The organism is Pedobacter heparinus (genome assembly GCF_032678725.1).
Lineage (GTDB): Bacteria > Bacteroidota > Bacteroidia > Sphingobacteriales > Sphingobacteriaceae > Pedobacter > Pedobacter heparinus_A.
On sequence record NZ_JAVTSC010000010.1, the window covers coordinates 173900 to 194372 of the forward strand.

General features: G+C 44.7%; 22 protein-coding genes. 4 read left to right on the forward strand and 18 right to left on the reverse strand.

Going from position 1 to position 20473, the window contains the following annotated elements; translation table 11 throughout:
• Positions 1-45 precede the first annotated feature (45 nt).
• Genes R2Q85_RS16005 through R2Q85_RS16015 form a run of 3 tightly spaced genes read left to right on the forward strand, consistent with a single transcriptional unit; the run spans position 46 to position 4396 of the window.
• A complete protein-coding gene (locus R2Q85_RS16005; protein WP_316812810.1) occupies positions 46-2751 on the forward strand; it encodes a TonB-dependent receptor plug domain-containing protein in 2706 nt (901 codons plus the stop codon).
• Positions 2752-2755: 4 nt separating this feature from the next.
• A complete protein-coding gene (locus R2Q85_RS16010) occupies positions 2756-3517 on the forward strand; it encodes an enoyl-CoA hydratase/isomerase family protein (RefSeq protein ID WP_316812811.1) in 762 nt (253 codons plus the stop codon).
• 3 nt (positions 3518-3520) lie between these two features.
• On the forward strand, positions 3521-4396 hold the full coding sequence (locus R2Q85_RS16015) for an SDR family oxidoreductase (RefSeq protein ID WP_316812812.1): 876 nt from the start codon (positions 3521-3523) through the stop codon (positions 4394-4396).
• A 6-nt stretch (positions 4397-4402) separates the two neighbouring features.
• Here R2Q85_RS16015 and R2Q85_RS16020 read toward each other — a convergent pair whose 3' ends face one another.
• From R2Q85_RS16020 to R2Q85_RS16080, 13 genes are read right to left on the reverse strand one after another with little or no spacing between them, the layout of a single operon-like run.
• The gene (locus R2Q85_RS16020) at positions 4403-5566 is read right to left on the reverse strand and encodes a type II secretion system F family protein (RefSeq protein ID WP_316812813.1); all 1164 of its coding nucleotides are present in this window, start codon (positions 5564-5566) and stop codon (positions 4403-4405) included.
• A gap of 3 nt (positions 5567-5569) precedes the next feature.
• A complete protein-coding gene (locus R2Q85_RS16025) occupies positions 5570-6049 on the reverse strand; it encodes a hypothetical protein (RefSeq protein ID WP_316812814.1) in 480 nt (159 codons plus the stop codon).
• Positions 6036-6392: a hypothetical protein gene (locus R2Q85_RS16030; RefSeq protein WP_316812815.1), complete on the reverse strand. Its 357-nt coding sequence runs from the start codon at positions 6390-6392 to the stop codon at positions 6036-6038. The genes R2Q85_RS16025 and R2Q85_RS16030 overlap by 14 nt, the downstream gene beginning before the upstream one ends.
• A complete protein-coding gene (locus R2Q85_RS16035; protein ID WP_316812816.1) occupies positions 6386-7645 on the reverse strand; it encodes a hypothetical protein in 1260 nt (419 codons plus the stop codon). Before R2Q85_RS16035 ends, R2Q85_RS16030 begins: the two co-directional genes overlap by 7 nt.
• A complete protein-coding gene (locus R2Q85_RS16040; protein WP_316812817.1) occupies positions 7646-8233 on the reverse strand; it encodes a hypothetical protein in 588 nt (195 codons plus the stop codon). It abuts the gene before it with no gap.
• Entirely contained in the window at positions 8230-8739 is a 510-nt protein-coding gene (locus tag R2Q85_RS16045) for a hypothetical protein (protein WP_316812818.1), read from the reverse strand. Before R2Q85_RS16045 ends, R2Q85_RS16040 begins: the two co-directional genes overlap by 4 nt.
• Before the next feature lie 3 nt (positions 8740-8742).
• Positions 8743-9708 (reverse strand): hypothetical protein, encoded by a 966-nt coding sequence (locus R2Q85_RS16050; RefSeq protein WP_316812819.1) that lies wholly within the window; start codon positions 9706-9708, stop codon positions 8743-8745.
• Between the two features lie 13 nt (positions 9709-9721).
• Entirely contained in the window at positions 9722-10246 is a 525-nt protein-coding gene (locus R2Q85_RS16055; protein WP_316812820.1) for a hypothetical protein, read from the reverse strand.
• Positions 10236-11354: a hypothetical protein gene (locus tag R2Q85_RS16060; RefSeq protein ID WP_316812821.1), complete on the reverse strand. Its 1119-nt coding sequence runs from the start codon at positions 11352-11354 to the stop codon at positions 10236-10238. The genes R2Q85_RS16055 and R2Q85_RS16060 overlap by 11 nt, the downstream gene beginning before the upstream one ends.
• Position 11355: 1 nt before the next feature.
• A complete protein-coding gene (locus R2Q85_RS16065; protein WP_316812822.1) occupies positions 11356-13416 on the reverse strand; it encodes a hypothetical protein in 2061 nt (686 codons plus the stop codon).
• A gap of 1 nt (position 13417) precedes the next feature.
• Complete coding sequence (locus R2Q85_RS16070) at positions 13418-14848, reverse strand: GspE/PulE family protein (RefSeq protein WP_316812823.1); 1431 nt, start codon at positions 14846-14848, stop codon at positions 13418-13420.
• Positions 14835-15362 (reverse strand): hypothetical protein, encoded by a 528-nt coding sequence (locus R2Q85_RS16075; protein ID WP_316812824.1) that lies wholly within the window; start codon positions 15360-15362, stop codon positions 14835-14837. The genes R2Q85_RS16070 and R2Q85_RS16075 overlap by 14 nt, the downstream gene beginning before the upstream one ends.
• A 5-nt stretch (positions 15363-15367) precedes the next feature.
• A complete protein-coding gene (locus R2Q85_RS16080) occupies positions 15368-15796 on the reverse strand; it encodes a type IV pilin protein (protein ID WP_316812825.1) in 429 nt (142 codons plus the stop codon).
• 434 nt (positions 15797-16230) lie between these two features.
• On the opposite strand from R2Q85_RS16080, the gene R2Q85_RS16085 reads away from it, so the two are divergent.
• Positions 16231-16479, forward strand: a complete 249-nt coding sequence (locus tag R2Q85_RS16085; protein WP_316812826.1) for a hypothetical protein — start codon at positions 16231-16233, stop codon at positions 16477-16479.
• Positions 16480-16844: 365 nt separating this feature from the next.
• On the opposite strand, the gene R2Q85_RS16090 is transcribed toward R2Q85_RS16085, so the two are convergent.
• The 5 genes from R2Q85_RS16090 to R2Q85_RS16110 form a co-directional block, all read right to left on the reverse strand.
• Entirely contained in the window at positions 16845-17528 is a 684-nt protein-coding gene (locus R2Q85_RS16090) for a HEAT repeat domain-containing protein (protein WP_316812827.1), read from the reverse strand.
• Positions 17529-17657: 129 nt separating this feature from the next.
• Positions 17658-18020 carry a hypothetical protein gene (locus R2Q85_RS16095; protein WP_316812828.1) on the reverse strand — a complete coding sequence of 121 codons (363 nt, stop codon included), beginning with the start codon at positions 18018-18020 and terminating at the stop codon, positions 17658-17660.
• A gap of 100 nt (positions 18021-18120) precedes the next feature.
• On the reverse strand, positions 18121-18513 hold the full coding sequence (locus R2Q85_RS16100; RefSeq protein ID WP_316812829.1) for a hypothetical protein: 393 nt from the start codon (positions 18511-18513) through the stop codon (positions 18121-18123).
• A gap of 249 nt (positions 18514-18762) precedes the next feature.
• Positions 18763-19125, reverse strand: a complete 363-nt coding sequence (locus tag R2Q85_RS16105) for a hypothetical protein (protein WP_316812830.1) — start codon at positions 19123-19125, stop codon at positions 18763-18765.
• A gap of 344 nt (positions 19126-19469) precedes the next feature.
• Positions 19470-20135, reverse strand: coding sequence for a hypothetical protein (locus R2Q85_RS16110; RefSeq protein WP_316812831.1), 666 nt, complete (start codon positions 20133-20135; stop codon positions 19470-19472).
• Positions 20136-20473: the final 338 nt, after the last annotated feature.

The following is a 20473-nucleotide window of genomic DNA, read 5'->3' on the forward strand; positions in this document are numbered from 1 at the left end:
GCCTCAATATTTGTATATTGAGGCTTTGTTAATTATGCTCACATTATGAAATTAAAATTCATCCTGCCAGGGATACTTATCCTTGGAACCTGCCTTTCTTTTGCCTTTAAACTGGTAGAGGACCCTTTCGAGAGTCTTCTTAAAAGATTGCAGGATTACAATAAAAAATATGCGCAGGAAAAAGTACACCTGCACCTGGACAAGCCTTATTATGCCATTGGAGACGACATCTGGTTCAAAGCCTATGTCATCAACACACAAACTTCCGGGCCTACCAACATCAGCAAGGCTTTATATGTAGAGCTGATCAATGAAAAGGATTCTATAAAAAGTCAGCTAAAACTACCCATGGATGGCGGAATCACCTGGGGCGATTTTAAGCTGCCGGATACCCTCAGCGAAGGAAATTACCGGATAAGGGCCTATACACAATGGATGAGAAATGCCGGGCCGGAATTCTTTTTTGACAAGACCATAAAAATAGGGAACTCCTGGGCAAACAAAGTGTTTACCAGTACACAATACAGTTACAGCAAAGAAAATACTGCCGAAAAAGTAAACGCCAAAATCAAATTTACAGATAAGAACGGGCTGCCTTATACCGATAGTGAAGTGAGCTATGAAATCCAGCTGAATTTCAGAAATCTGGCCAAAGGTAAGGCCAGCACCAATAGTGAAGGCGAAATCAGCATCAGTTACCTGAACACACAGCCGGCTTTATATAAATCGGGCAAGATCATGGCCACCATTAATCTGCCCAACAAACAGAAAATCACCAAAAGCATTCCGCTAAAAGCCACTTCAAATACAGTAGATGTACAGTTTTTCCCTGAAGGTGGCAACCTGGTAGAGGGGCTGCCCAATAAAGTTGCCATGAAAGCAACCAATGCAGGTGGGTTGGGCGAACCTGTAAGCGGGGTGATTGTAGACAATGAGGGTACTGAGGTAAACCGTTTCGAAACCCTGCACCTTGGGATGGGAAGCTTTGTAGTAAATCCCCAGCCAGGAAAGGTCTATACTGCGAAAGTTAAATTTAAAGATGGATCTGAACAAAACTTTAACCTGCCCAAAGCACAGGCAAGCGGATATGTTTTGAGCATAAACAATACGAGCCCGGAAAAGATTGTGGTAAAAATAATGATGACAACCGACCTGGTGGGAACCAATGAGCTAAAACTGGTTGCCCAGAACAGTGGAAATGTTTATTTCGTAACCAGGTCCGCTTCCCAGAAACAGATCATCACGGCCTCCATCCCTAAAAAAGAACTGCCTTCAGGCATTGCACAATTCACGCTCTTCAATGCATCCAATACACCGGTATGCGAGCGGCTGGCTTTTGTAAACAATATAGAAGACCGGATCAATGCCAGCCTGGAAAGCCTGAAGCCAAGCTATGCCAGGAGAGAAAAAGTAGCGCTAAACCTGCTGGGCAAGTTTAGTGATAAACCTTTACAGGGCAGCTTTTCTGTAGCCGTTACCAATACCGCTTCGGTAAAACCTGATCCTGAAAATGAAAGCAATATTTTCAGCAGCCTGCTGCTCACATCAGACCTGGTTGGCTATGTGGAGGAACCCAATTCTTACTTCCTCGATAATGAGCCAAAAACCATACAAGCCATGGACAACCTGATGCTTACACAAGGCTGGCGCAGGATTATCTGGAAAAACATCATCAGCAATACCCTGCCAACCATCAATTATCAGCCCGAAAAATCATTGGGCATCAGCGGCGTCATCACCAGTTACGGGGGCAAGCCCCTGCCAAACAGTAAAGTTTCCCTGTTCTCTTCTTCCGGCGGCTTTTTTGCCATCGATACCCTCACCGATGCACAGGGCAGGTTTAACTTTGACAAGCTGATCTTTACCGACAGCACTAAATTTATTGTACAGGGCCGAACTGCAAAAGACAAAAAGAGTGTTGACATTAAACTGGACATTGTGCCCGGACAGATTGTAACCCGGAACAAAAACACCGGCGACATTGAAGTAAATGTAAACGAGGCACTCCAGGGCTACCTGAAAAAAAGCAACAACTACTTCGATGAGCTGACCAAACGCGGGGTGCTGGAGCGGAGCATCACGCTCGATGAGGTAAACATTGTAGAGAAAAAGAATCCCGCACCAAACTCGTCTAACCTGAACGGCGCAGGCAGGGCAGATTTTGTGCTCAGTGGCGAGATGCTGGATAACTGTGCTACACTTTCCCAGTGTTTACAAGGTCGGGTAGCAGGCCTGTTCTTTGAAATGGGCATTCCTTACCTTACCAGAAGTGCCTTCAGTGGCGGCGGAAGAGCACCCATGCAGATTGTTCTGGATGGCATGAACGTGGAATCAGATTTTCTTGACAATATCGTTCCCTCAGATGTAGAAAGCGTAGAAGTTTTAAAGTCCATCGGCAATACGGCCATCTACGGTTCCAGGGGAGGGGGCGGTGTGCTGATCATTACCACCAAACGCGGCGGGGGTTATACCGGATCCAGCTTTGCGCCGGGCATCATCACCTATTCGCCTAAAGGCTATCACATCGTCAGGGAGTTTTATTCCCCTAAATATGACCCGGCAAAACCCGACAACAGGGCAGACTTGCGCAGCACGGTATACTGGAACCCACATGTAGTAACCGATGTGAACGGAAAGGCTGCATTTAATTATTTCAATACAGACGAAGCCGGTACTTACCGCGTTGTTATAGAAGGAATAGACATGATGGGCCATCTGGCAAGAGCAGTATATACCTACGAAGTAAAATAATAAAATGAATACCATAAAAGTTACGATAAAAGACCATTTAAGCATCATTACCTTAGACAGAGGAAAATCCAATGCCCTTAACCGGGAAATGATTACCGAGCTGACAGACATGCTGCACAACATATCCGGAGACCCGAATATTGCCGGAGTGATCATTACCGGAAAGGAAAATTTCTTTTCGGCCGGTCTGGACCTGATCGAACTGTACAATTACAACGAGGCAGAAGCCGAGTCTTTCTGGCATTTATTTTTGAATTTCACTGCGGCGATTACTGCTTTCAGAAAGCCACTGGTTGCCGCCATCAACGGGCATAGTCCTGCCGGCGGCTGTGTCATTGCGCTGGCCTGCGATTACAGGATCATGGCCGAAGGCAAATACATTATTGGCTTAAACGAAGTTCCGGTAGGCATCATTGTTCCCAACAGCATATTTAACCTGTATGCTTTCTGGCTGGGCCAGGCAAATGCCTCGCGCAGCTTGCTGGAAGGAAAGCTGTTCAGCCCGGAGGAAGCCTTACAGATTGGCCTGGTAGACGAGCTGGTCAATCCGGCCAGTATTTTAACTGCAGCCGAGCGGAAGATCAGGAAATACATGGGGATGGAGCGCAATACCTGGGAACAGAGTAAGCTCAGCATCAGGCAAGGGCTGATCGCGGCTACCGGTGCCGATCAGACTGCAGCCCTGCAAAAAATGCTGCAGCAATGGTGGGCCCCAACTACAAGAAATATCCTGAAAACAATTATTGACAACCTGCAAAAGAAATAAGCCATGTATAACCAACCTATGCTGAGAGATGATGCTTTAAAAGGCAAAACCATTGTGATCACCGGTGGCGGCACCGGCCTTGGCAAGGCCATGGGTACTTATTTTCTGAAACTGGGCGCCAACCTGGTCATCACCAGCCGTAAACTGGAGGTGCTCCAAAAAACAGCAGCAGAGATGGAACAGGAAACCGGCGGCAAGGTTTTGCCCCTGGCCTGCGATGTCCGTGAATATGAACAGGTAGAACAGGTGCTGGCCGAAACATTGAAAACCTTTGGAAGGGTAGACAGCCTGTTAAACAATGCTGCAGGTAATTTCATTTCCCCAACGGAACGCTTATCGGCAAATGCCTTTTCCAGCATTATTGATATTGTGTTAAAAGGTTCGGTAAACTGTACCCTTGCCTTTGGCAAACACTGGATCAAAGAAAAACAGGCCGCAAGTATATTGAATATCGTCACTACCTATGCCTTTACCGGCTCGGCTTATGTAGTACCTTCTGCCTGTGCAAAAGGGGGCGTATTGGCTATGACACGGTCGTTAGCAGTAGAATGGGGTAAATACGGCATCCGTACCAACGCCATAGCACCCGGCCCCTTCCCTACAAAAGGTGCCTGGGAACGCCTGTTACCAGGCGATCTGGCAGAAAAGTTCGATTTCAAAAACCGGGTTCCCTTAAAAAGGGTTGGCGAACACCAGGAACTGGCCAATCTGGCTGCCTTCCTGGTCAGCGATTTCTCCGGGTATATCAACGGTGAGGTCATTACCATCGATGGAGGGGAGTGGCTGCAGGGTGCGGGGCAGTTTAACGGGCTGGAGGCTATTCCTGATGAGATGTGGGATGCTTTTGAGCAAATGACGCGATCGGCTAAAGGGAGCTGATCAGCGTTAAAAACTATTACTCATTTCAAACATCGGCAGGTACATCGCCACCAGGATAAACCCGACCACCAGTCCCAAAAAAATGATGATCAGCGGTTCTATCAGCTTGCTCAGCGTATTGGTCTGGTGTTCTATCTCATCTACATACTGCCCGGCTATACTTTCAAAAAAATAATCCAGTTTATTGATCTCCTCACCCACCTTAATCAGCTGCACCAGCTTGGGCGGGTAAATGCTGAAATCACTTAAACACTCATGCAAAGCCCTGCCCTCCATTATGCCCTGCTCCACCTTCTTTAAAGAAACTTCCAGGGGGTAAAAAACAATCGTCTGCCCGGACATAGCAATGGCCCGGAGCAAAGGTATCCTGGTACTCACCAGCAGGCGCATCGTGTTGCAAAACCTGGCCAGGTAAATCTTCTTCACCAGCTCACCCAGTACCGGGATCTTCAACACCAGGTCAGATGTTACCCGTCTGAAAGCAATACTATTTCTATTCCGGTAAACCAGGTAAGCCAGCAGCGCTATCAGCAAGAAACCAGGAATAAAAAAACGTTCCACAAAAGCAGAAAAAGAGATCACCACCTGGGTAATCCAGGGCAGTTTGCCTCCAAAGCGCTTAAACACATCACTAAACATGGGCACCACAAAACGCAGCATAAAAAACACTGCCCCGGCCGAAGTACTCAATACGATCAGCGGATAGGTAAGTGCGCCAACGATCTTCCGGTGCTGGGCAATCTTGCGGCGATAATACACCGCCAGATCCTTCATCACCTCGGCCAGGTTACCCGTCTCTTCCCCGATCTGTATGCTGAAAAAATCGTAGTCAGAAAACTTGCCCGAACTTTGCACTGCCAAAGCCATCGATTGCCCCGCAATCACCTGCTCCTTAATCTGCTGAATAAGCGCTGTATGTTTATCTTTTACCCCCTTAATGCGTTCCAGCGTCATCAGGTCCAGGCTGTTCTTCAAATCAATGCCCGATTGCAGCAGCGTGCTCAGTTCAAAAAAGAAACCGTCCTTCTTCTTGTCTGATAATTTTCCCGAACCGAAACTGATGTCCTTGGAAAGCAGTTCGCCCCAGGAAAAACCAGGTTTTGGAACCTGCTTTTTTAAAACCTTGCCGCGTTGCTTTTGCTGATAATTTGAAATGTCTACCGAATCCATAACTTATCTGTTTAATTGAAATAAATCCACTGCTGAATAGTGTTTCTTCACCTGGAACAAGGCCGGTTCGCCCGCATGGCTAAAACTGAAAACCAACAGGTCAGTTAAGCCCGATTCCTGTACCTGCCCTTCAAAACTTCCCTGTACCCTTAGCTCCTTTAGCTTAAAAGTATCCGCCGATAAGGCCTTGCGCAGTACCCAATCCTTTCCTATTTCATAGCTTAACAGCAGCTCCCCTTTCGGGTCCTTCAGCAGCAGTTCATCAGCTGAAAGATCCAGCGCAGCAGCCCTTTCCACATCCTTAGCCATCACCTTTTTAAACAATACCAGTTCCGCCTGCACCTGGTTGGTTTTGCTGTAACCCTGATAAAGCCGCATAAATATAGAACTGGCATAATAGGCCATGCCGATCACGATGGTAGCCAGTAGCATGCCCAGCACCAGTTCAAACAAGGTAAAAGCCTTTAGCTTACTGCCCATCATCTGTTTTGATCATACGCCTGAATTCCGATAATTTAGTGCCCGAGCGGTCGTAACACTGCAGTTGCATCACAAGCAGCCCCGGGTAAGCTTCCGATGGCTTATAATCCAGCTCAAAACGCAGGGGCCCTCTTTCCAGCACCTGGTCTTCAAATCCGCCAGCACTGAGCAGGCTGTCCGCTACAAAAGCCTGTTCCAGGTTTGCCCTTAGTTTCACATCCGAATACGTACTCAGCATCACCTGGTTGTACAGGGATATACCCGCTGCAAAGCTCAGCAGCAGGATCAGCACCGCAACAATGGTTTCTACAATGGATGACCCGCTCAATTTTCCTACTCTTACCATAGCCAGCACAACACTTTATTCTGATCGGCCCTGCCATTAAACAATTTGGAACACAGGTAATATTTGGAGCGCGCAGGCCGGTTCAGCTGCACATCGATCAGGTAGTTTTCGTACAGCGAGCTGCTGGTTTTGGCCATAAAACGGATCAGTTCAACCGATCCCTGCACAGCAGCGCGCTTAGCCAGGTTCAAATACCCTTTTACATAAACCTCGCCCTTAACCACTGTACCCTCAGCAACCGCAATCACCGGCATCAGCTGGCTGCGCTGCTTTTCATAAGCAAACAATTGCCCTGCTATGCTGCAATCTTTCCCGATGTCTATCCTTACCTGGAACTTTGCCGTATCATTTTTCAATACCAGCAATGCCGAAGGATAGTTCAGCTGTACTTTATCACCTACCCGGATCGAGTCGCTGGCAAAAACCTGCAGCTGCCCTTTAAAACCATCTTTGATCTGTACATAAGGCGCCACCAGGATCACCTGCTCTAAACCCGTGCTTTCATCAAGCACCAGGGAGCTGTCTGCAAAGATCATTACCTTCCCCCTGGCCCTGTAACCGGAAAGGTCCGCATGCGGCTCCTGCATGTAAATCTTTTTTACCGGGCTGTAAAAAGAGTTTACCGTACTGTCCTTATCCGGCGCGGTCATTTGATTAGCCAGCAGGTCCTTGTCAGCCAAAGCCGCCAGCAGATCCACCGCCTGCTGCAAAAAATCTTGCTCCGGCTCGGGCAATTGCCTGCCGCTATCTTTTATCCCCCCATACACCAAAGTTTTATCGGTATAAGTTGCGTTTTCTACGTAGGCGGCCTTTATACCCGATTTGGGTAGGTAAGCCGTTCCCCTGATCAAAGATTTACCACTGATGGACAATGGCCTGTCCTCATCGGCCAGGTACAGCACTTTCAGTGAATCTTTTACCCCGGCCCCAATTAAAAAAGCCTTCTGTAAAGTATCTCCCCCAATCCAGGCCTTAACCAGGCCCATTTCATAAATCCCCCAGGGCTGTTTATCCAGCAATACGCTGTCCTGTTCCAGGCCATACAAACTCGTCTTTTTTAAAGTATCCGCACCAAAACCCGCCTGCAAAACAACTGTCAAGCCCGATTCCAGGTTCTGTTCCAGTTTGTCCCTGCGCTCCAGTTTTTTATTTTCCATCCGGTAGGTATAACCGATCAGCAATACCGATCCGCATACCAATACGATCAGCATCGAGAGGATCAAAGAAATATAAAGTGCAGAGGCCCGGATCATTTATTTGTTAATTTCTGGTGCTTGTTTTTTTGTTGTTGCTGCCCCGGTACCCGGTTGCTTCTTTTTCCCTTTCAGCATTTTCTTTAAGCGCATCACCAGGCTTGTCCCTTTTTTCTTCTGCTCCACCAGCTTTCCGTTATTGTACTTTACCTTTTGCTTAACCTTGCCCAGGCTGTCGTACACCAGGGTATGGCCATTTTTTAAACCCATATGCCAATGCTGCGCTTCCAGCAAAAGTCCATTGGGCCGCCATACCAGCCACTTCCCTTTTTTAAGGCCATAAGCATATTCCCCTTTTTCCTTCAGCTGCCTGCTTATCCCATCATAAGCCAGGTATTGCCCATGCAGCAGTTTGCCCGCATAATCCCCCTGGGTAGTATGGATCAGGCCTTTGCCATACCAGGCATATACTTTACCACTGGCTGTAAATATTTTATCTTCCTGTTTCGCCAGTTCTGCATAAACAAAACCATCGGCAGTACTTACCCTCACCTTACGGCCAAGATTAGCCATCAAACTCAATTCCTGGGGTTTACAGGCCGAAAATGCCAGCAAGCCAATTACCAAAATGCGGTTTACCTTTATCATTTGTTTATCCTTATAAAACTCGTTTTACCTTTATATTTCACTTTAACCGAATCGTTGCTGATGCTCAGCAATTGCAGCTCATCGATCAACCCGCCCTCTTCCAGCATCAGTTCTTTGCCGTTCTGGTTGATGATCGCCACCTTCTTTTTGTTCCCCGCATTCCATACATAACCCAGGTATCTGGTGTTTACCGGGTTGACCATTGGCGGCGCCGGCATCGGCCTGATGGGCTGGAAATTGCCAGTAACAACCGGGCTGGCAACAGCGACAGGTTCCTCCAACGAAATGCCCATTTCTTTAAAAGGATCGCCATAACCCAGCTGCAGCTGAAAAGTATCCGGCTGCAATACCGGCACCCGGGTCTTTATCGTATCTCCGGCAATATTTAAGGCAGGCGAAAGCTCCTTCTCTGTTCCAACTGCAGCGTACACCCGCATGATGATGATGCCCCAGATACAGACCACCAAAAAACCCAGCAAATAGAGCAGCGCCTTTTTGTTCTTCATACCTTACTGGATGCTAAAGTTCATTTCATCACTCAGCGCCCCTTCATTCCCCGCCTCATCTATTGCCGAAACGCGCCAGTATACCCGCTCACCCGGCTCGCCCAGATTAAACACATAGCTGGTGCCGTTAACCAATGCGGGGAAACTGCTGCTGTATGCCGTTTTATCATTTTTAAAAACATATAACCTGTATTTTTTGGCCGTAGCTACAGCTGTCCATTGCAGGGTAACCGGCTTAGCCACCCCAAGGCCGCTGGCAGGGGCAACAGGAATCACTTTAGCAGGCGGGCTAATGTCATAGCTCAGGGTAAAAACATCCGACCATTTCGAGTTCAGGCTTGCATCTTCGGCCCTTACCCGCCACCGGAACAAACCCTCTTTCGGAAAAGTAAAGCCATAAGAAAGCCCTGCCGATGTGCCGTTGTAAACCATATTTGCCTCATCCCCGAAATTCTCCGTATCTATTTGCAAACGGTACTGCGCTGCGCCAAACAAGGCATTCCATTTCAGCTGCACCGCCTCCTGGTTAGTCAGGTAACCGGTTCCCGGCAAGCTGAGTATCACCTTTTGCTCTTCGATAGAAGATTCATGAATGATAAAACCAGCGGTGGTATAAGCCGTATTGCTGCTCCCGTTTTCGGCCCTTACCCGCCACTGGTACTGCCCGGGATCCAGCGTCAGGCTGATCTTGTTTAAGCCCGTCAGCACCGTATCCGCAATCAGCGAGCTTGCGCCAGCAAAATCAGGCGTAACCACCTGCAGCCGGTAATACAGGGCATCCTCAACCGGTTCCCACCAAAAACCTACCTGGTACTTCCCCGATTCAGTCCCATCTGCAGGGGCCAGCAATACCACCTTACGTTTTTCCAGCGAAGGTTCTATAAAATCTTTACAGGCGCTCATCATGCCGCTCAGCAGCAGGATCAGCAGCAAGGGCACCATAGCGCCAAATGTTGTTTTTCTCTTCATCACACAGATATATTTAGTCTTTGTCTGGCAGTGCCAGCAGTTCCACATTCAGCAGCAGCTGCTTTTCCCTGGGCCTTTTCACATAAGTGATCCCGCTCAGCATGCCTATATTTTTTAAATAGCTCAACTCTCGCAGCAGCTGCAGCAGGCTCGTAAATTCACCGCTAAAGCCAATGGTCTGCCGGTAAAACTGCTGCTGCTCATAACTCAGCATTTTTACCGGCGGATAAGCATGGATCATACAGGCATGCTGCTGCGCTAAACCAGCAGCATTGTTCCACAGGGTATTTTTCCAGGCCAGGGTATCCACATGAAAGCGCAGGTATAATTCATCTACTTTCTGAATGCGTGCCAGGGTATAGATCGGGCTCACACTCAGGCGATCTGTACCCTGCCCCTGCTGCTTCAGTAAGCTATATTCCCTGTAGCTTTCCCAGGTCTTTTTAAAAGCCAGCTGGTAACAGGCCAGCAGCAGCAAAAGCATCATAGGTATCAGCAGCTTCAGTATCAGGGTATAATCCAGCGCTTTATTCTTCATGGTCCTTCAGTTGAATAGCGATGGCAAAAGATCCGCTGCCATCATCAGGGTTAATTCCATAATTCAATATTTTACAGCCCTCCACCCAGTCTTTTGCCTTTATAGCAAAGATCCAGTTGTTCAGCATGCTGGCATCCCTGCAGGCCCCGCTCACCTTTACCAACCGGGTCTGGTAAACCAGCTCATGCCTGGCCCTGCTCAACTGCTCATCGGGCGGGTTGATGCTGAATTCCTGCAAACTCATTTTAGCCGGCATGCAGGCCAGCAGCTGATCACACAGGTAAGCGTAATTTAAACCACCCGTCCAGCCTGCAGCCTTAATCAGGGCCGTTTTTTTACGGATGTCCTTTTCCTGGTTTTTGAGTTTTCCTATTTCTGTACTGCTGATGTTACTGGCGGCCGAAAGCGCCTTGACCTGCCCGCTGTAATAACTAAACAGGCTAAAATTCAGCAGCAGCAATACCAGTAATACCATCCCGGCCAGCAGGCCTATCCCTTTGAGTTTTGCTTTGGCAAAAGCCTGGGCCCGGTTATCCCTCAGCTGCTGCTGCTCTACCTCAATATAGTTCCCATGCGCTCCGCCCAGCAGCAGTTGAAATGCAGCGGCATAGGCCAATAGCAGTTCCTCTTCCAGCTGCCCTTGCTTCAGTTCCATGGCCTCTTCCAAAACAAAAGCGTCCAGGCACAGCGATAATACCTGAAAACCCTGTTCGCGGAAAGCTGCCATCAGCTCATCTGTATCGCTGCGTCTGATGGCCGAAATGAACGAATGTTCCCCGTTGTCATAATGCTGAAAGTAAAAATGCTCCGGGTTTGCATTGGGCAATACCTGGTTCAGCGCCTGCGGGTCCAGGCCCTGCACCCGCTCCATCTTTTTAGTGATCAGCCCCTTTCCCCTGATCACCAGTGCAACAGGTCCGGGTTTAAAGTTTTTGGCAAAATGGACCACACTTTTCAGGTCTTTATGTTTGTGCTCAAAACCCAGCTGCGCTTTACCCAGCTTCAGCGTACAGGCGTGTATTACCCGCTCTCCGTCCTTTCCGGTAAAAACCTCCACACCGGTAAGGGTATTCAGCTGCATCAGATCCTGTAGCAAAGCCTTGTTCATCCTATTGATAAATTATGGTTGGTTTGATAAAAACCAGCGTTACCACCTTGGATTTGGTTTGCTCCCTGCTGCTGAAGATCCATTTCAGCACCGGTATACGCGACAGCAGCGGTACCCCACTTCCATTATCCGATTTTTCTGTCCTTTCCATGCCACCCAATACGATCATGTCCTCGTTATGCGCCCGGATGATCGATTCAAACTTGCTGGTTGAAGTAGGGGGCGGAGCATTAGCCGGTGGCGTACCGATAAAGTCAGAGATCTCTACCTTAATTTTTAGCGTCACCTGGTCATCTCCCGAAACTACCGGGCTAATGCCTATGGCCAGGTTCGCATCTACTTTGTTAAACTGTTCTGTAAACACGGTCTGGGTATTTACAGAAGAAAACACGTTCTGCGTTTTGGTCACATAATAGCGCGTGGTGCCTATGCTTAAATTGGCCGTATGCCCGTTCAGGGTGGCTAGTTTAGGCACCTGCCTGATCTCAATGTTGTTGTTGGCTTCCAGTGCGTTTAATTTCACGTAAAAGTTGGGGGTTACCTTACCGATATTAAACACACTGTTGGAGCCAATTTTTCCCAGCAGGTTATTGATAGAACCGGCGCCTAAGGTCATGTCCACACCAGACAGTATGGTACCCTTAGTGCGCACCACAGAATCTGCCAGGCCGGCCTCTATCCCGGTTTTGGTGGTATGTCCTTTACGGATATCCAGCAGGGTCACTTCAATCAGTACCATCGGCACCAGTTTATCCAGTTCCCTGATATAGGTCTCAATTTCTGCCAGCTGCGGGGCAGAACCCGATAACAGCAAAGTATTTTGTTCCTTAAATTCCTTAATGTCTACGCCTTTTTTCCATTCCGACGGGATCATGTTCATAATGGTATCTACAGAGCGGTATTGCAGCTGCAGCACTTTATTTTTACGCAGCCCTTCCAGCCTGCGGTCGCCGATCAGGTACACCCCGTTATCTACCTTATAGGTATAATCCGTTCCATTAAACATGGCCGTTAAAAAGTTATCAAAAGTGATGTTGGTCACTTTGGTACTGATGTTGCCCTTTAGCTCCGAATACAGGAAAAAGTTAATGTTGGTCTCATTCGCAGCCGATTTTACCAGGTCCATGATCGGGGTATTGGCGGCATCAATGCTCAGCAGTTTGTTGCTTTTACCTGAAATGCTGAAATTGCCCTTAGCCGCCCCGCCCGCAGCGGGTTTCAGGTTTTTCCTGACGTCCGTATTTTTATCCCCGTTGATAAAAACCTCTTCCCCTTCCTGCAGGGCTTGAAAAACATAGACGTTATCGCTGGTTTTGGTCAGCTTCAGCTCGTTGGCAAAAGCCAGTTTCTCCAAAGCGGTTTCCAGTGGGGCCTCGTTAAAAAAGCCGCTCACCAGTTTGCTGTTTAAACTTACCGGCACCACAATATTTTTCCCGGAAAGCTGGCTGATCTTCCTCGCCACCAGCACCAGGCTGTCGTTGCTCAGTTCCATCGACAGGGTATTTGCGGCCCCATTGTATTTCAGGGCAATTACTTTGGGCACATAAGGCGCCTTGATCACCGGCGGGTTGTAAGGGGCAACCGTAATGATAGAACCGATCACGTTTACTTCCAGGTTATAATTTTTGGCCAGAAACAGCAACACGTTCAAGGCATTCTCATTGGTAAAATTATTAGATACCTTGATGTTCAGCATCGGGTCTACATTGATGTTGAGCTGGTTGGCCTGGGCTACCGCCCTTAAAAACTCCTGTATAGAAGCGCCCGAAAGCCCCAGCTCTACCTTTTGTTTCAGGCCCGGTACAAATGCCGAAAGCCCCACCAGCTTTTTCTCCAGCGTTTCCATCCGTTCCTGCTGGCTTTGCTGAGCAAATGACGGATTTTGTGCCATTAGCGATACACACACAAACAACAGCAATATGGCGATTATATTAAGGGCCCGCTTCATACGCCCGTCATCCCGACGCAGGAGGGATCTCTTGCCTGTGCTGTTAAAAAGATCCCTCTTCGCTATGCTCGTTCGGGATGACAAAGGGCTGAGGCCGTATAGTGATGGTGTCATATCAATTCAGTAATAATGGGTAAACTTCTTCTAGTGAGGTATGGCCATGGGCAAACAAGGCAAAAGCATTTTCCCCGATGGTACAAATTCCCCGTTCTTTTAATAAGGCTTCAGGCTGCTGGTTGCCTGCCTTGATCTGGAAAGCCAGCTCCTGATCAAGCGGGATCACTTCATATACCGCCTTGCGGCCTTTATAACCGGTAAAATAACATTGATCGCAGCCCTTTGCTGTCCAATGCCGCTCCACCTTTTCCGGTGGGTTAAAACTTTTAGGGTACAGGCTATGTTCCATGGCAGTTTCGGTTTTACAATGCGGGCAAAGCAAACGCACCAGGCGCTGCGCTACCGAAGTGTTCAGGGTATTGGCCACCAGAAAAGGCGGAATGCCCATGTCCATCAAACGCGATATTGTACCCCAGGCCGAGTTGGTATGGATGGTAGAAAGCACCAGGTGACCGGTAAGCGCTGCCCGGATGGCCATATTGGCCGTTTCCGGATCACGGATCTCTCCAACCATGATCACATCCGGGTCCTGCCGTAAAAAGGTCCGCAGTGCCGCAGCAAAGGTTAAGCCGATGTTCTCTTTCAGCTGCACCTGGTTAATCCCATCCAGCGTATATTCAATAGGGTCTTCAATGGTCAAAATGTTCCGGGTATTCTTGTTCAGCAGTTTCAGGGTAGCATACAGGGTGGTGGTTTTACCAGATCCGGTTGGCCCGCTGATCAGCACAATGCCATTGGGCCGTTTTACCCCTTCCAGGTAATTGTTCAGGTCCCCTTCGGCAAAGCCCAGGGTATACAGGTCAATATTTGTGGCATCATTGTTCAGTAAACGGAGCACTACCTTTTCGCCATACAGCGTAGGCAGCACCGATACCCGGATGTCAAACTGGTGCTGGGCAGTTTTAAAATTGATCCTGCCATCCTGGGGGAGCCTTTTCTCTGCAATATCCAGGTTGGACAGAATTTTGATCCGGTTGATGATGGCGGGGTATTCCAGCCGGCTCAGCAGGTAACGCTCAATCAGCATACCGTCTATCCGGATCCTTACCCTGCATTTCTCCTCGTAGGTTTCAATATGGATGTCACTGCTTTTTAAGCGCTTGGCCTCAGAGATCAGGTTTTCCAGGAAATCATCCGAAGCATGGTCATGGCTCAGGTTGCTGATGCTGGTTTGCTGCGCTTCCCTGATGTAATATTGGTTCAGCAGCCTGGCCATCACTACCGGATCCAGCGTTTGCAGCAGGATATTTTTGCCCAGTAAAACCTCCAGCTCATCAGTCAGGGCAGCTACATCAGCCCCTTGTTCACAATACAGGCATAAGGTATCCGCCAGCAACTCTTCCGGGAAGATCCGGTAATACCAGGCCTGTTCCATGGTAATTTCGTGGATCAGATCGGCGTTTACGGTAAGTTCTTTAGCTTCGCTCATAACTCATCATTAAAAATTCAGGTAAGAAATCGCTGTTGCCCAGCTCTGTTTTCCATATCCATGAAGCCAGTAGCAGCAGGATGAAAACAAAGCCCTGCAGCCCGGCCAGCGGGATGCTAAAATTTGCAGGCTTGCACAAAAGCAGGTATGCCCCGGTGCCCATACAGATCAGCAGCAAACTCATCAGGTAGAACAGAAAGAAATTGACCGGCGAAAAGAAAAAGGCCAGGCAAAGCAAGAACAGTACATCCCCAATGCCCAGGTGCCGCCGGGTAAGGTTAACCATGCTCCCCTGTTTTAAAGAAAACCAGCAGGTAAGCAGTACAAATACAAAGGCAACAAAGCCGATGTTCAACAAGCAGCTATAAACAGTAAAGGATGGGTTGGCCAATAACAGGCATAGCGCAAGCGCAGGAAATAAATACCAGGAAATGGCCCTGAATTTCAAATCCTGGATGCCCATGACCAATAAGATCAGTACCAGCAAAAGCCTTAAAGAAATTACGCTTAGCATAAAGATCAGTCTTGCACCGTTTCCCGAAGGTTCTTTTCCTGGTCAATCTCCCAGACGTTAAATACCCCGTCCCCGTCAAAATCTACTACTGCCGTTGCACGGATCACGAAGGCATTGCTGGTGGCAGAAATCACTTCCAGGCGGTAATTGGCCTTTCCGTCCTTACCATCCGTGCTCAGCTTCTCCTGGATATAGCCGATCTCGGCCAGATCGGTTGAATACTTAGACTTTTCATAAAAGAAAGTCTTTTCCAGCTGATGGGCATGCTGTAGCTGCATTTTAGCCTCGGTGTTTTTTGCCTTGGTAATTAAGGGCATCAGATTCGGTAAAACCAGCAGGATCAGGATCCCGATGATCACCAGCACCACCAGGATCTCGGTAAGGGTATAGGCTTTTAACTTGTGGCGTAATTTTAAGTTTGATTGCGTTCTCATTTAATGTCGTATCAAATAACAGGTGCTTTATGCCTCCTGATACCGACCAATATAGAACAGCAAAGGGCAACCAGTTTGCCCTTTGCTATTTATTTGAAAATAATTTTTAAGGCGCGTTTTTGCAGCAAAAACAAGGTTTAAAGCAACATTAAGCGGGATTATCTTATTCGGTTAAAGAGAAAGTACAGTCAAATCCAAAAAAAGCGGGGCTAAAAAATTGCCCCGGGCTTTCGTGATTTCTACCTGTATCTGGGCGAAATCACCATTTTATTAAAAACCTTTGAGCCGATTAAGAATTTTAAATGGCTCAAAGGTACAATTGGCAATTAAGGGTTGGTGTGCAACCAAAATAATTGCCTCTTCTTACCATTACCTTATTATGAAGAATATTGTTTAAATTTGTATCGTTGGTAAAGAAACGTTAGCAGTCAGCCATGAAAGAGGTTACAGTAAAATATAAAAGCAGCAAAACCCTAGAGGCCCTAAAGGAGTTGGGGAAATACTTGGGCTTTTCTATTTCTGAAAAGGCCGACTCTAAAAGAAAAGAAGGTTTTCATATCAACGGAGTTACGATGATTCCTGGCGATGAATCTATAGACATTTCGGAACTCCATGAAGTTTTTACAGGTAAAGGTTTAAATGCAACTCAACTGAGGAGTTCGGGATGGCAAAGGAAAAGGTAATTTGTGATACAGATGTCCTGATCGATTATTTTGACGCAACCCAAAAACGTCACCAAGAAACAAAACTCATACTAGAACAAAATATTGGAATTGTTTACTTACAATACCAAGGATTTTAGATTTATATCGAAACTTCCATTATACACCAAAAAATAATGCCCCGTGACTTACAGGAATTACATGAAATTGGCGCTTTTGATCAGGAAGGAGCCGGAAGATCTGTGAGGTACCAGATTAAGCTGTAACCCTTTTATACTCAAATCAGACAGCTCACTAATCTTATTAAAGCATATAGTTACTATTTCTACCAGATGAAGACTTCTATACATGCATAGACAATATTAATTGGTCTTTTGCATAATTGCTTAATCTATTTTTTTTAATGCCTTTATTGCTTCAAGCCGGATTAAAGAATTGTTACTCTCTTTCATTTGAAGTATCTTATTTTTAGCTTTTTTTGATTTCATCTTACCTAAGGCGGCAAGTGCTTGTGGCACCACGTCCTTATCGTCAAGCAAATCTATTAGAATATTTTGTGACTGTTCGGACTTAACTGATCCTAAAGCTAAAACAAGTTGCGCACGGCTACTTCCATTACTTTTATCTATCACTGTTGAAAAAACCCAATCTACATCATCAACTGACATTACAGTTGCTATTGCATTTCCAATAACCCAACGTAAATTACTCTTGTCTTTAGAAGTATTATCATAAAGCTCCTTTAATACATTTGCAGCCTTTCCTTTTGCTTCTTTTACGGTTAGGGCTCTTACTATCCCTTCCATATTCTTATCATGATATTTTTTTCGCAGATGCTTAATCAAAATATCTATCGCATCAGGATAGGCTTTTTTAGTATTCACTAAATCCCAAACAGACTTAATAAAAATGCCTTGCTTTTTTAATTCGCCAAGTAGGTCATTAACTTCCTTAGCCATTTCTATCTCCAGTTGTTTAGCAACCAAACGGCTTTCTTCAATTTGTTCCTTAGAACGAGGTTTACCAACAAGTTCTTTCCAACGCTTATCTAACTTTTCCAATTCATTCATTTCTAAATAGTTTAAAGACCATGTTGGATAATCCATAATAACCGGCCTCTTTCTACCAACTTATCCAGGCAACGTTTTCACTTTATTCGTCCTATTGTTGATTAGTTCTTGTTTTAAATACATAGGCTTTTACTCCGCATTATAAATATCATGCAAAAAATCTTGATTTGGATTGTTGAGAACCGTCTCTTTTCCAGTGTTATCATTAATAAAAGTTAATTTCAGGTGATTTTCTTCTCCATTCATATTAACCGATCGAACTCCGTCAATAAGACAAAGAAACCCAAAAATACCGGTATCAATTGCCTCATAAATGATTTCATTTATGATCTTTTTATTTGCATCATCCATTGAATTATAAAACTCAGACATCTTTAAAAGCTTTTCTGAAGATTTTCGACCTACAGGAGCAATTAAATTTTTAATTACATCGTTGGTGCCAGATTTTGTCACATCTCTCTTTAATATTTTGATAAATTCATCTTGATTCATAATCATTCACTTTTTTAAATATTTTAGGATACACCCAAACGAAGACAGATCATATATCCTGCGATTTAAAAATCAACTTCAAATAAAAATACACTTCAAATTAAAACTCAAATAGAATTTTCTTTTTTACTTCCAAAAAATCCTCCACTACATCGGGTACATCTTCAGACAAATCATCATGATAAAAATCTTTATACATTGAGGGAGGCCAAAAGGTAATAAGCTTTTCTGAAAACTGTTTGATTTCCCAGTGCTTTGATGGTCGTGGATCTATCATATTAAACAAAAGAATTGGCACCTGAATAAGATGATTATTATCAGAAAGTATCTCAACGAAACATCCGCTACCAAATTCCTCAAATCTAAATGTCAACCCAAATACGATGTATTCTTTACCAATACTAACAGAAAAATGGTTTTTAGCATTACCGTATTTCCCAAGCAAAATCAACTGATCTTTTTCTAATTTTATCGCAATACATTTTATTTTCATGCTTTACTTATGATTTGGGTCTCTATCAATTAATGAATTTCTGGTTGGTGTCTTAATCTCAGCTATTTTTGTTTTAATATTAGTTCTAAAACCTGTTTACCAAAAGAACAATTTAAGACAAGAGACAGCACCAGAGCTAAGATTGATTTCATACAACTAATCTATCTATTAATCTTCGCCAACTTTCAGAACTACTGTTAAATTTGATTGATCCGAAGAAAAAGTCTAATGCAACATCTTTAATCCAGTTTATTTTAACCTTTTTACATTAACTCGTTTCAATGTAAAACCCTCGAATAACAGTTTATTTGCTTTAAGTGTTATTTCTTTATTACTGATATTCTGGAACCATTTTGCTTCCTTATAAGGAATTTCAAAGCCCTTTATCTTGCTAGTAAGTTTAATCTTGCTTTTATCTACCCAAACAAACGTTCCTTCCGAGTAATACAATCGTTCATAATAATAAAACTGATTCCCATTCTTAAAAACAAACGTAATCTCCCCAGGCATTCCCATATACCCTGTAGAATACTCCCGTTCCGAAACATCAATTCTTGTAGTACGACAAGAGTGCAAAGCGATACTTAAAATAAATATTATAAATAATTTCATAGCCAGCTAATAAATCAAATATTTTCTATGTTTCACGCTCTTGAAAAATATTTGATCGGTAGAAATATCTTCATTTATATAAGCTTTTTTAAAATATCCTGCGATTTAAAAATCCTAAAAGGAAATACAAAACAATTAAAGAAACCAATATCCCACCAAATTTCAAATCAGTCTCTATGGGTATTTTATGACCTGATGCGTGATAAAGTAACATAATGAATGCTACTAAAAAAAATAGTATGATCAATAAAAGTTGAACAGCCTTAATCAATGATTTCATTCTTAATTCAAATTTAGCAAAGTCATGTTAGGGTCAATGCAGATACTGCTTTACAGCGGCATTGCTATTTAATGATCTTGTTTTCTTTATACTGCACTTTTGAAATATTAAAGTCTCTCGCATCTACAATGAAAGACAATTCCTGATTATTAACCCCTCCCGTTCCATAAAAATAAAGAATTCCTGCTTTCTCGCTAATAAATTTAAACTGTGTACACTTGGTATTATAATATTTAAGCTTTAAATAATCTGAAAATGTCAACGGATTATTCAAATCTAGCTTGAAATCATCCGCAATCTTTGACTTAAAAAAATTCCCGCTGATAAACTTGATGCTTTTTGTACGCTCATTATAGGCCACTAAGTAATCTTCATCAAAGTCTGCCGATGACGGACTATAACTTTCTGTATTAGAATCAACCTTAAATCGATAACCTTTTTTGAAAAACCGATATATTGTGTATCCCTTTACAGGATAAGCCAATTCGGACTTAAACATATCGATCTTCAGTTTTTTAGTACTATCTGACCAAAACTCATTAAAAAATAATCTTTCTCCCTGCAGTAAGTCTTTATGTTCAATAAAAAGCTTGTAATCAAGGGCGTACCTGAATTGATAACTAAGAATATTTTTAATAACCAGATTCTTTAGATCATCTTCACTTTTTTGAGCTTTAACATAAAAGGAAGATCCTATTATACATGCGCACAATAATAAATATTTTTTCATGTTATTTCTTTTTTTGAAATCTATATTTTTCCTGGTTGACCTAAATAGTTCAGCCCATAACCCGCCCTCATATGCATACTAATACATGTACCGACTAATGGCGTTCTATAATGTACCATGCACACACTTGTTCCGTAATTTTTTAAAAATTATAATAAAAAAATAATGATACCCAAACTATTAAAGTAATAAAGAACATTATCAAAAGTTCTGTTCTTCTACTTGAAAGATCCAGTAAATACAAAAATAGCCCATAGGCGAGCCAGTTAAAGATAAGCAGCATTACATTCAATAAAATATCTGTTCTAAGATGATCAGAAGCCGACCCAAAGCCCAGT

Excerpts from the sequence above, each read along its gene's own strand:
- R2Q85_RS16005 (WP_316812810.1), top strand. The coding sequence starts at position 46 with ATGAAATTAAAATTCATCCTGCCAGGGATACTTATCCTTGGAACCTGC.
- R2Q85_RS16025 (WP_316812814.1), bottom strand. The coding sequence starts at position 6,049 with ATGATGGGCAGTAAGCTAAAGGCTTTTACCTTGTTTGAACTGGTGCTG.
- R2Q85_RS16050 (WP_316812819.1), bottom strand. The coding sequence starts at position 9,708 with ATGAAGAGAAAAACAACATTTGGCGCTATGGTGCCCTTGCTGCTGATC.
- R2Q85_RS16040 (WP_316812817.1), bottom strand. The coding sequence starts at position 8,233 with ATGATAAAGGTAAACCGCATTTTGGTAATTGGCTTGCTGGCATTTTCG.
- R2Q85_RS16110 (WP_316812831.1), bottom strand. The coding sequence starts at position 20,135 with ATGAAAAAATATTTATTATTGTGCGCATGTATAATAGGATCTTCCTTT.
- R2Q85_RS16100 (WP_316812829.1), bottom strand. The coding sequence starts at position 18,513 with ATGAAAATAAAATGTATTGCGATAAAATTAGAAAAAGATCAGTTGATT.
- R2Q85_RS16080 (WP_316812825.1), bottom strand. The coding sequence starts at position 15,796 with ATGAGAACGCAATCAAACTTAAAATTACGCCACAAGTTAAAAGCCTAT.
- R2Q85_RS16060 (WP_316812821.1), bottom strand. The coding sequence starts at position 11,354 with ATGAACAAGGCTTTGCTACAGGATCTGATGCAGCTGAATACCCTTACC.
- R2Q85_RS16085 (WP_316812826.1), top strand. The coding sequence starts at position 16,231 with ATGAAAGAGGTTACAGTAAAATATAAAAGCAGCAAAACCCTAGAGGCC.
- R2Q85_RS16090 (WP_316812827.1), bottom strand. The coding sequence starts at position 17,528 with ATGAATGAATTGGAAAAGTTAGATAAGCGTTGGAAAGAACTTGTTGGT.
- R2Q85_RS16035 (WP_316812816.1), bottom strand. The coding sequence starts at position 7,645 with ATGATCCGGGCCTCTGCACTTTATATTTCTTTGATCCTCTCGATGCTG.
- R2Q85_RS16075 (WP_316812824.1), bottom strand. The coding sequence starts at position 15,362 with ATGCTAAGCGTAATTTCTTTAAGGCTTTTGCTGGTACTGATCTTATTG.
- R2Q85_RS16030 (WP_316812815.1), bottom strand. The coding sequence starts at position 6,392 with ATGGTAAGAGTAGGAAAATTGAGCGGGTCATCCATTGTAGAAACCATT.
- R2Q85_RS16065 (WP_316812822.1), bottom strand. The coding sequence starts at position 13,416 with ATGACACCATCACTATACGGCCTCAGCCCTTTGTCATCCCGAACGAGC.
- R2Q85_RS16045 (WP_316812818.1), bottom strand. The coding sequence starts at position 8,739 with ATGAAGAACAAAAAGGCGCTGCTCTATTTGCTGGGTTTTTTGGTGGTC.
- R2Q85_RS16070 (WP_316812823.1), bottom strand. The coding sequence starts at position 14,848 with ATGAGCGAAGCTAAAGAACTTACCGTAAACGCCGATCTGATCCACGAA.
- R2Q85_RS16055 (WP_316812820.1), bottom strand. The coding sequence starts at position 10,246 with ATGAAGAATAAAGCGCTGGATTATACCCTGATACTGAAGCTGCTGATA.
- R2Q85_RS16020 (WP_316812813.1), bottom strand. The coding sequence starts at position 5,566 with ATGGATTCGGTAGACATTTCAAATTATCAGCAAAAGCAACGCGGCAAG.
- R2Q85_RS16105 (WP_316812830.1), bottom strand. The coding sequence starts at position 19,125 with ATGAAATTATTTATAATATTTATTTTAAGTATCGCTTTGCACTCTTGT.
- R2Q85_RS16015 (WP_316812812.1), top strand. The coding sequence starts at position 3,521 with ATGTATAACCAACCTATGCTGAGAGATGATGCTTTAAAAGGCAAAACC.
- R2Q85_RS16010 (WP_316812811.1), top strand. The coding sequence starts at position 2,756 with ATGAATACCATAAAAGTTACGATAAAAGACCATTTAAGCATCATTACC.
- R2Q85_RS16095 (WP_316812828.1), bottom strand. The coding sequence starts at position 18,020 with ATGAATCAAGATGAATTTATCAAAATATTAAAGAGAGATGTGACAAAA.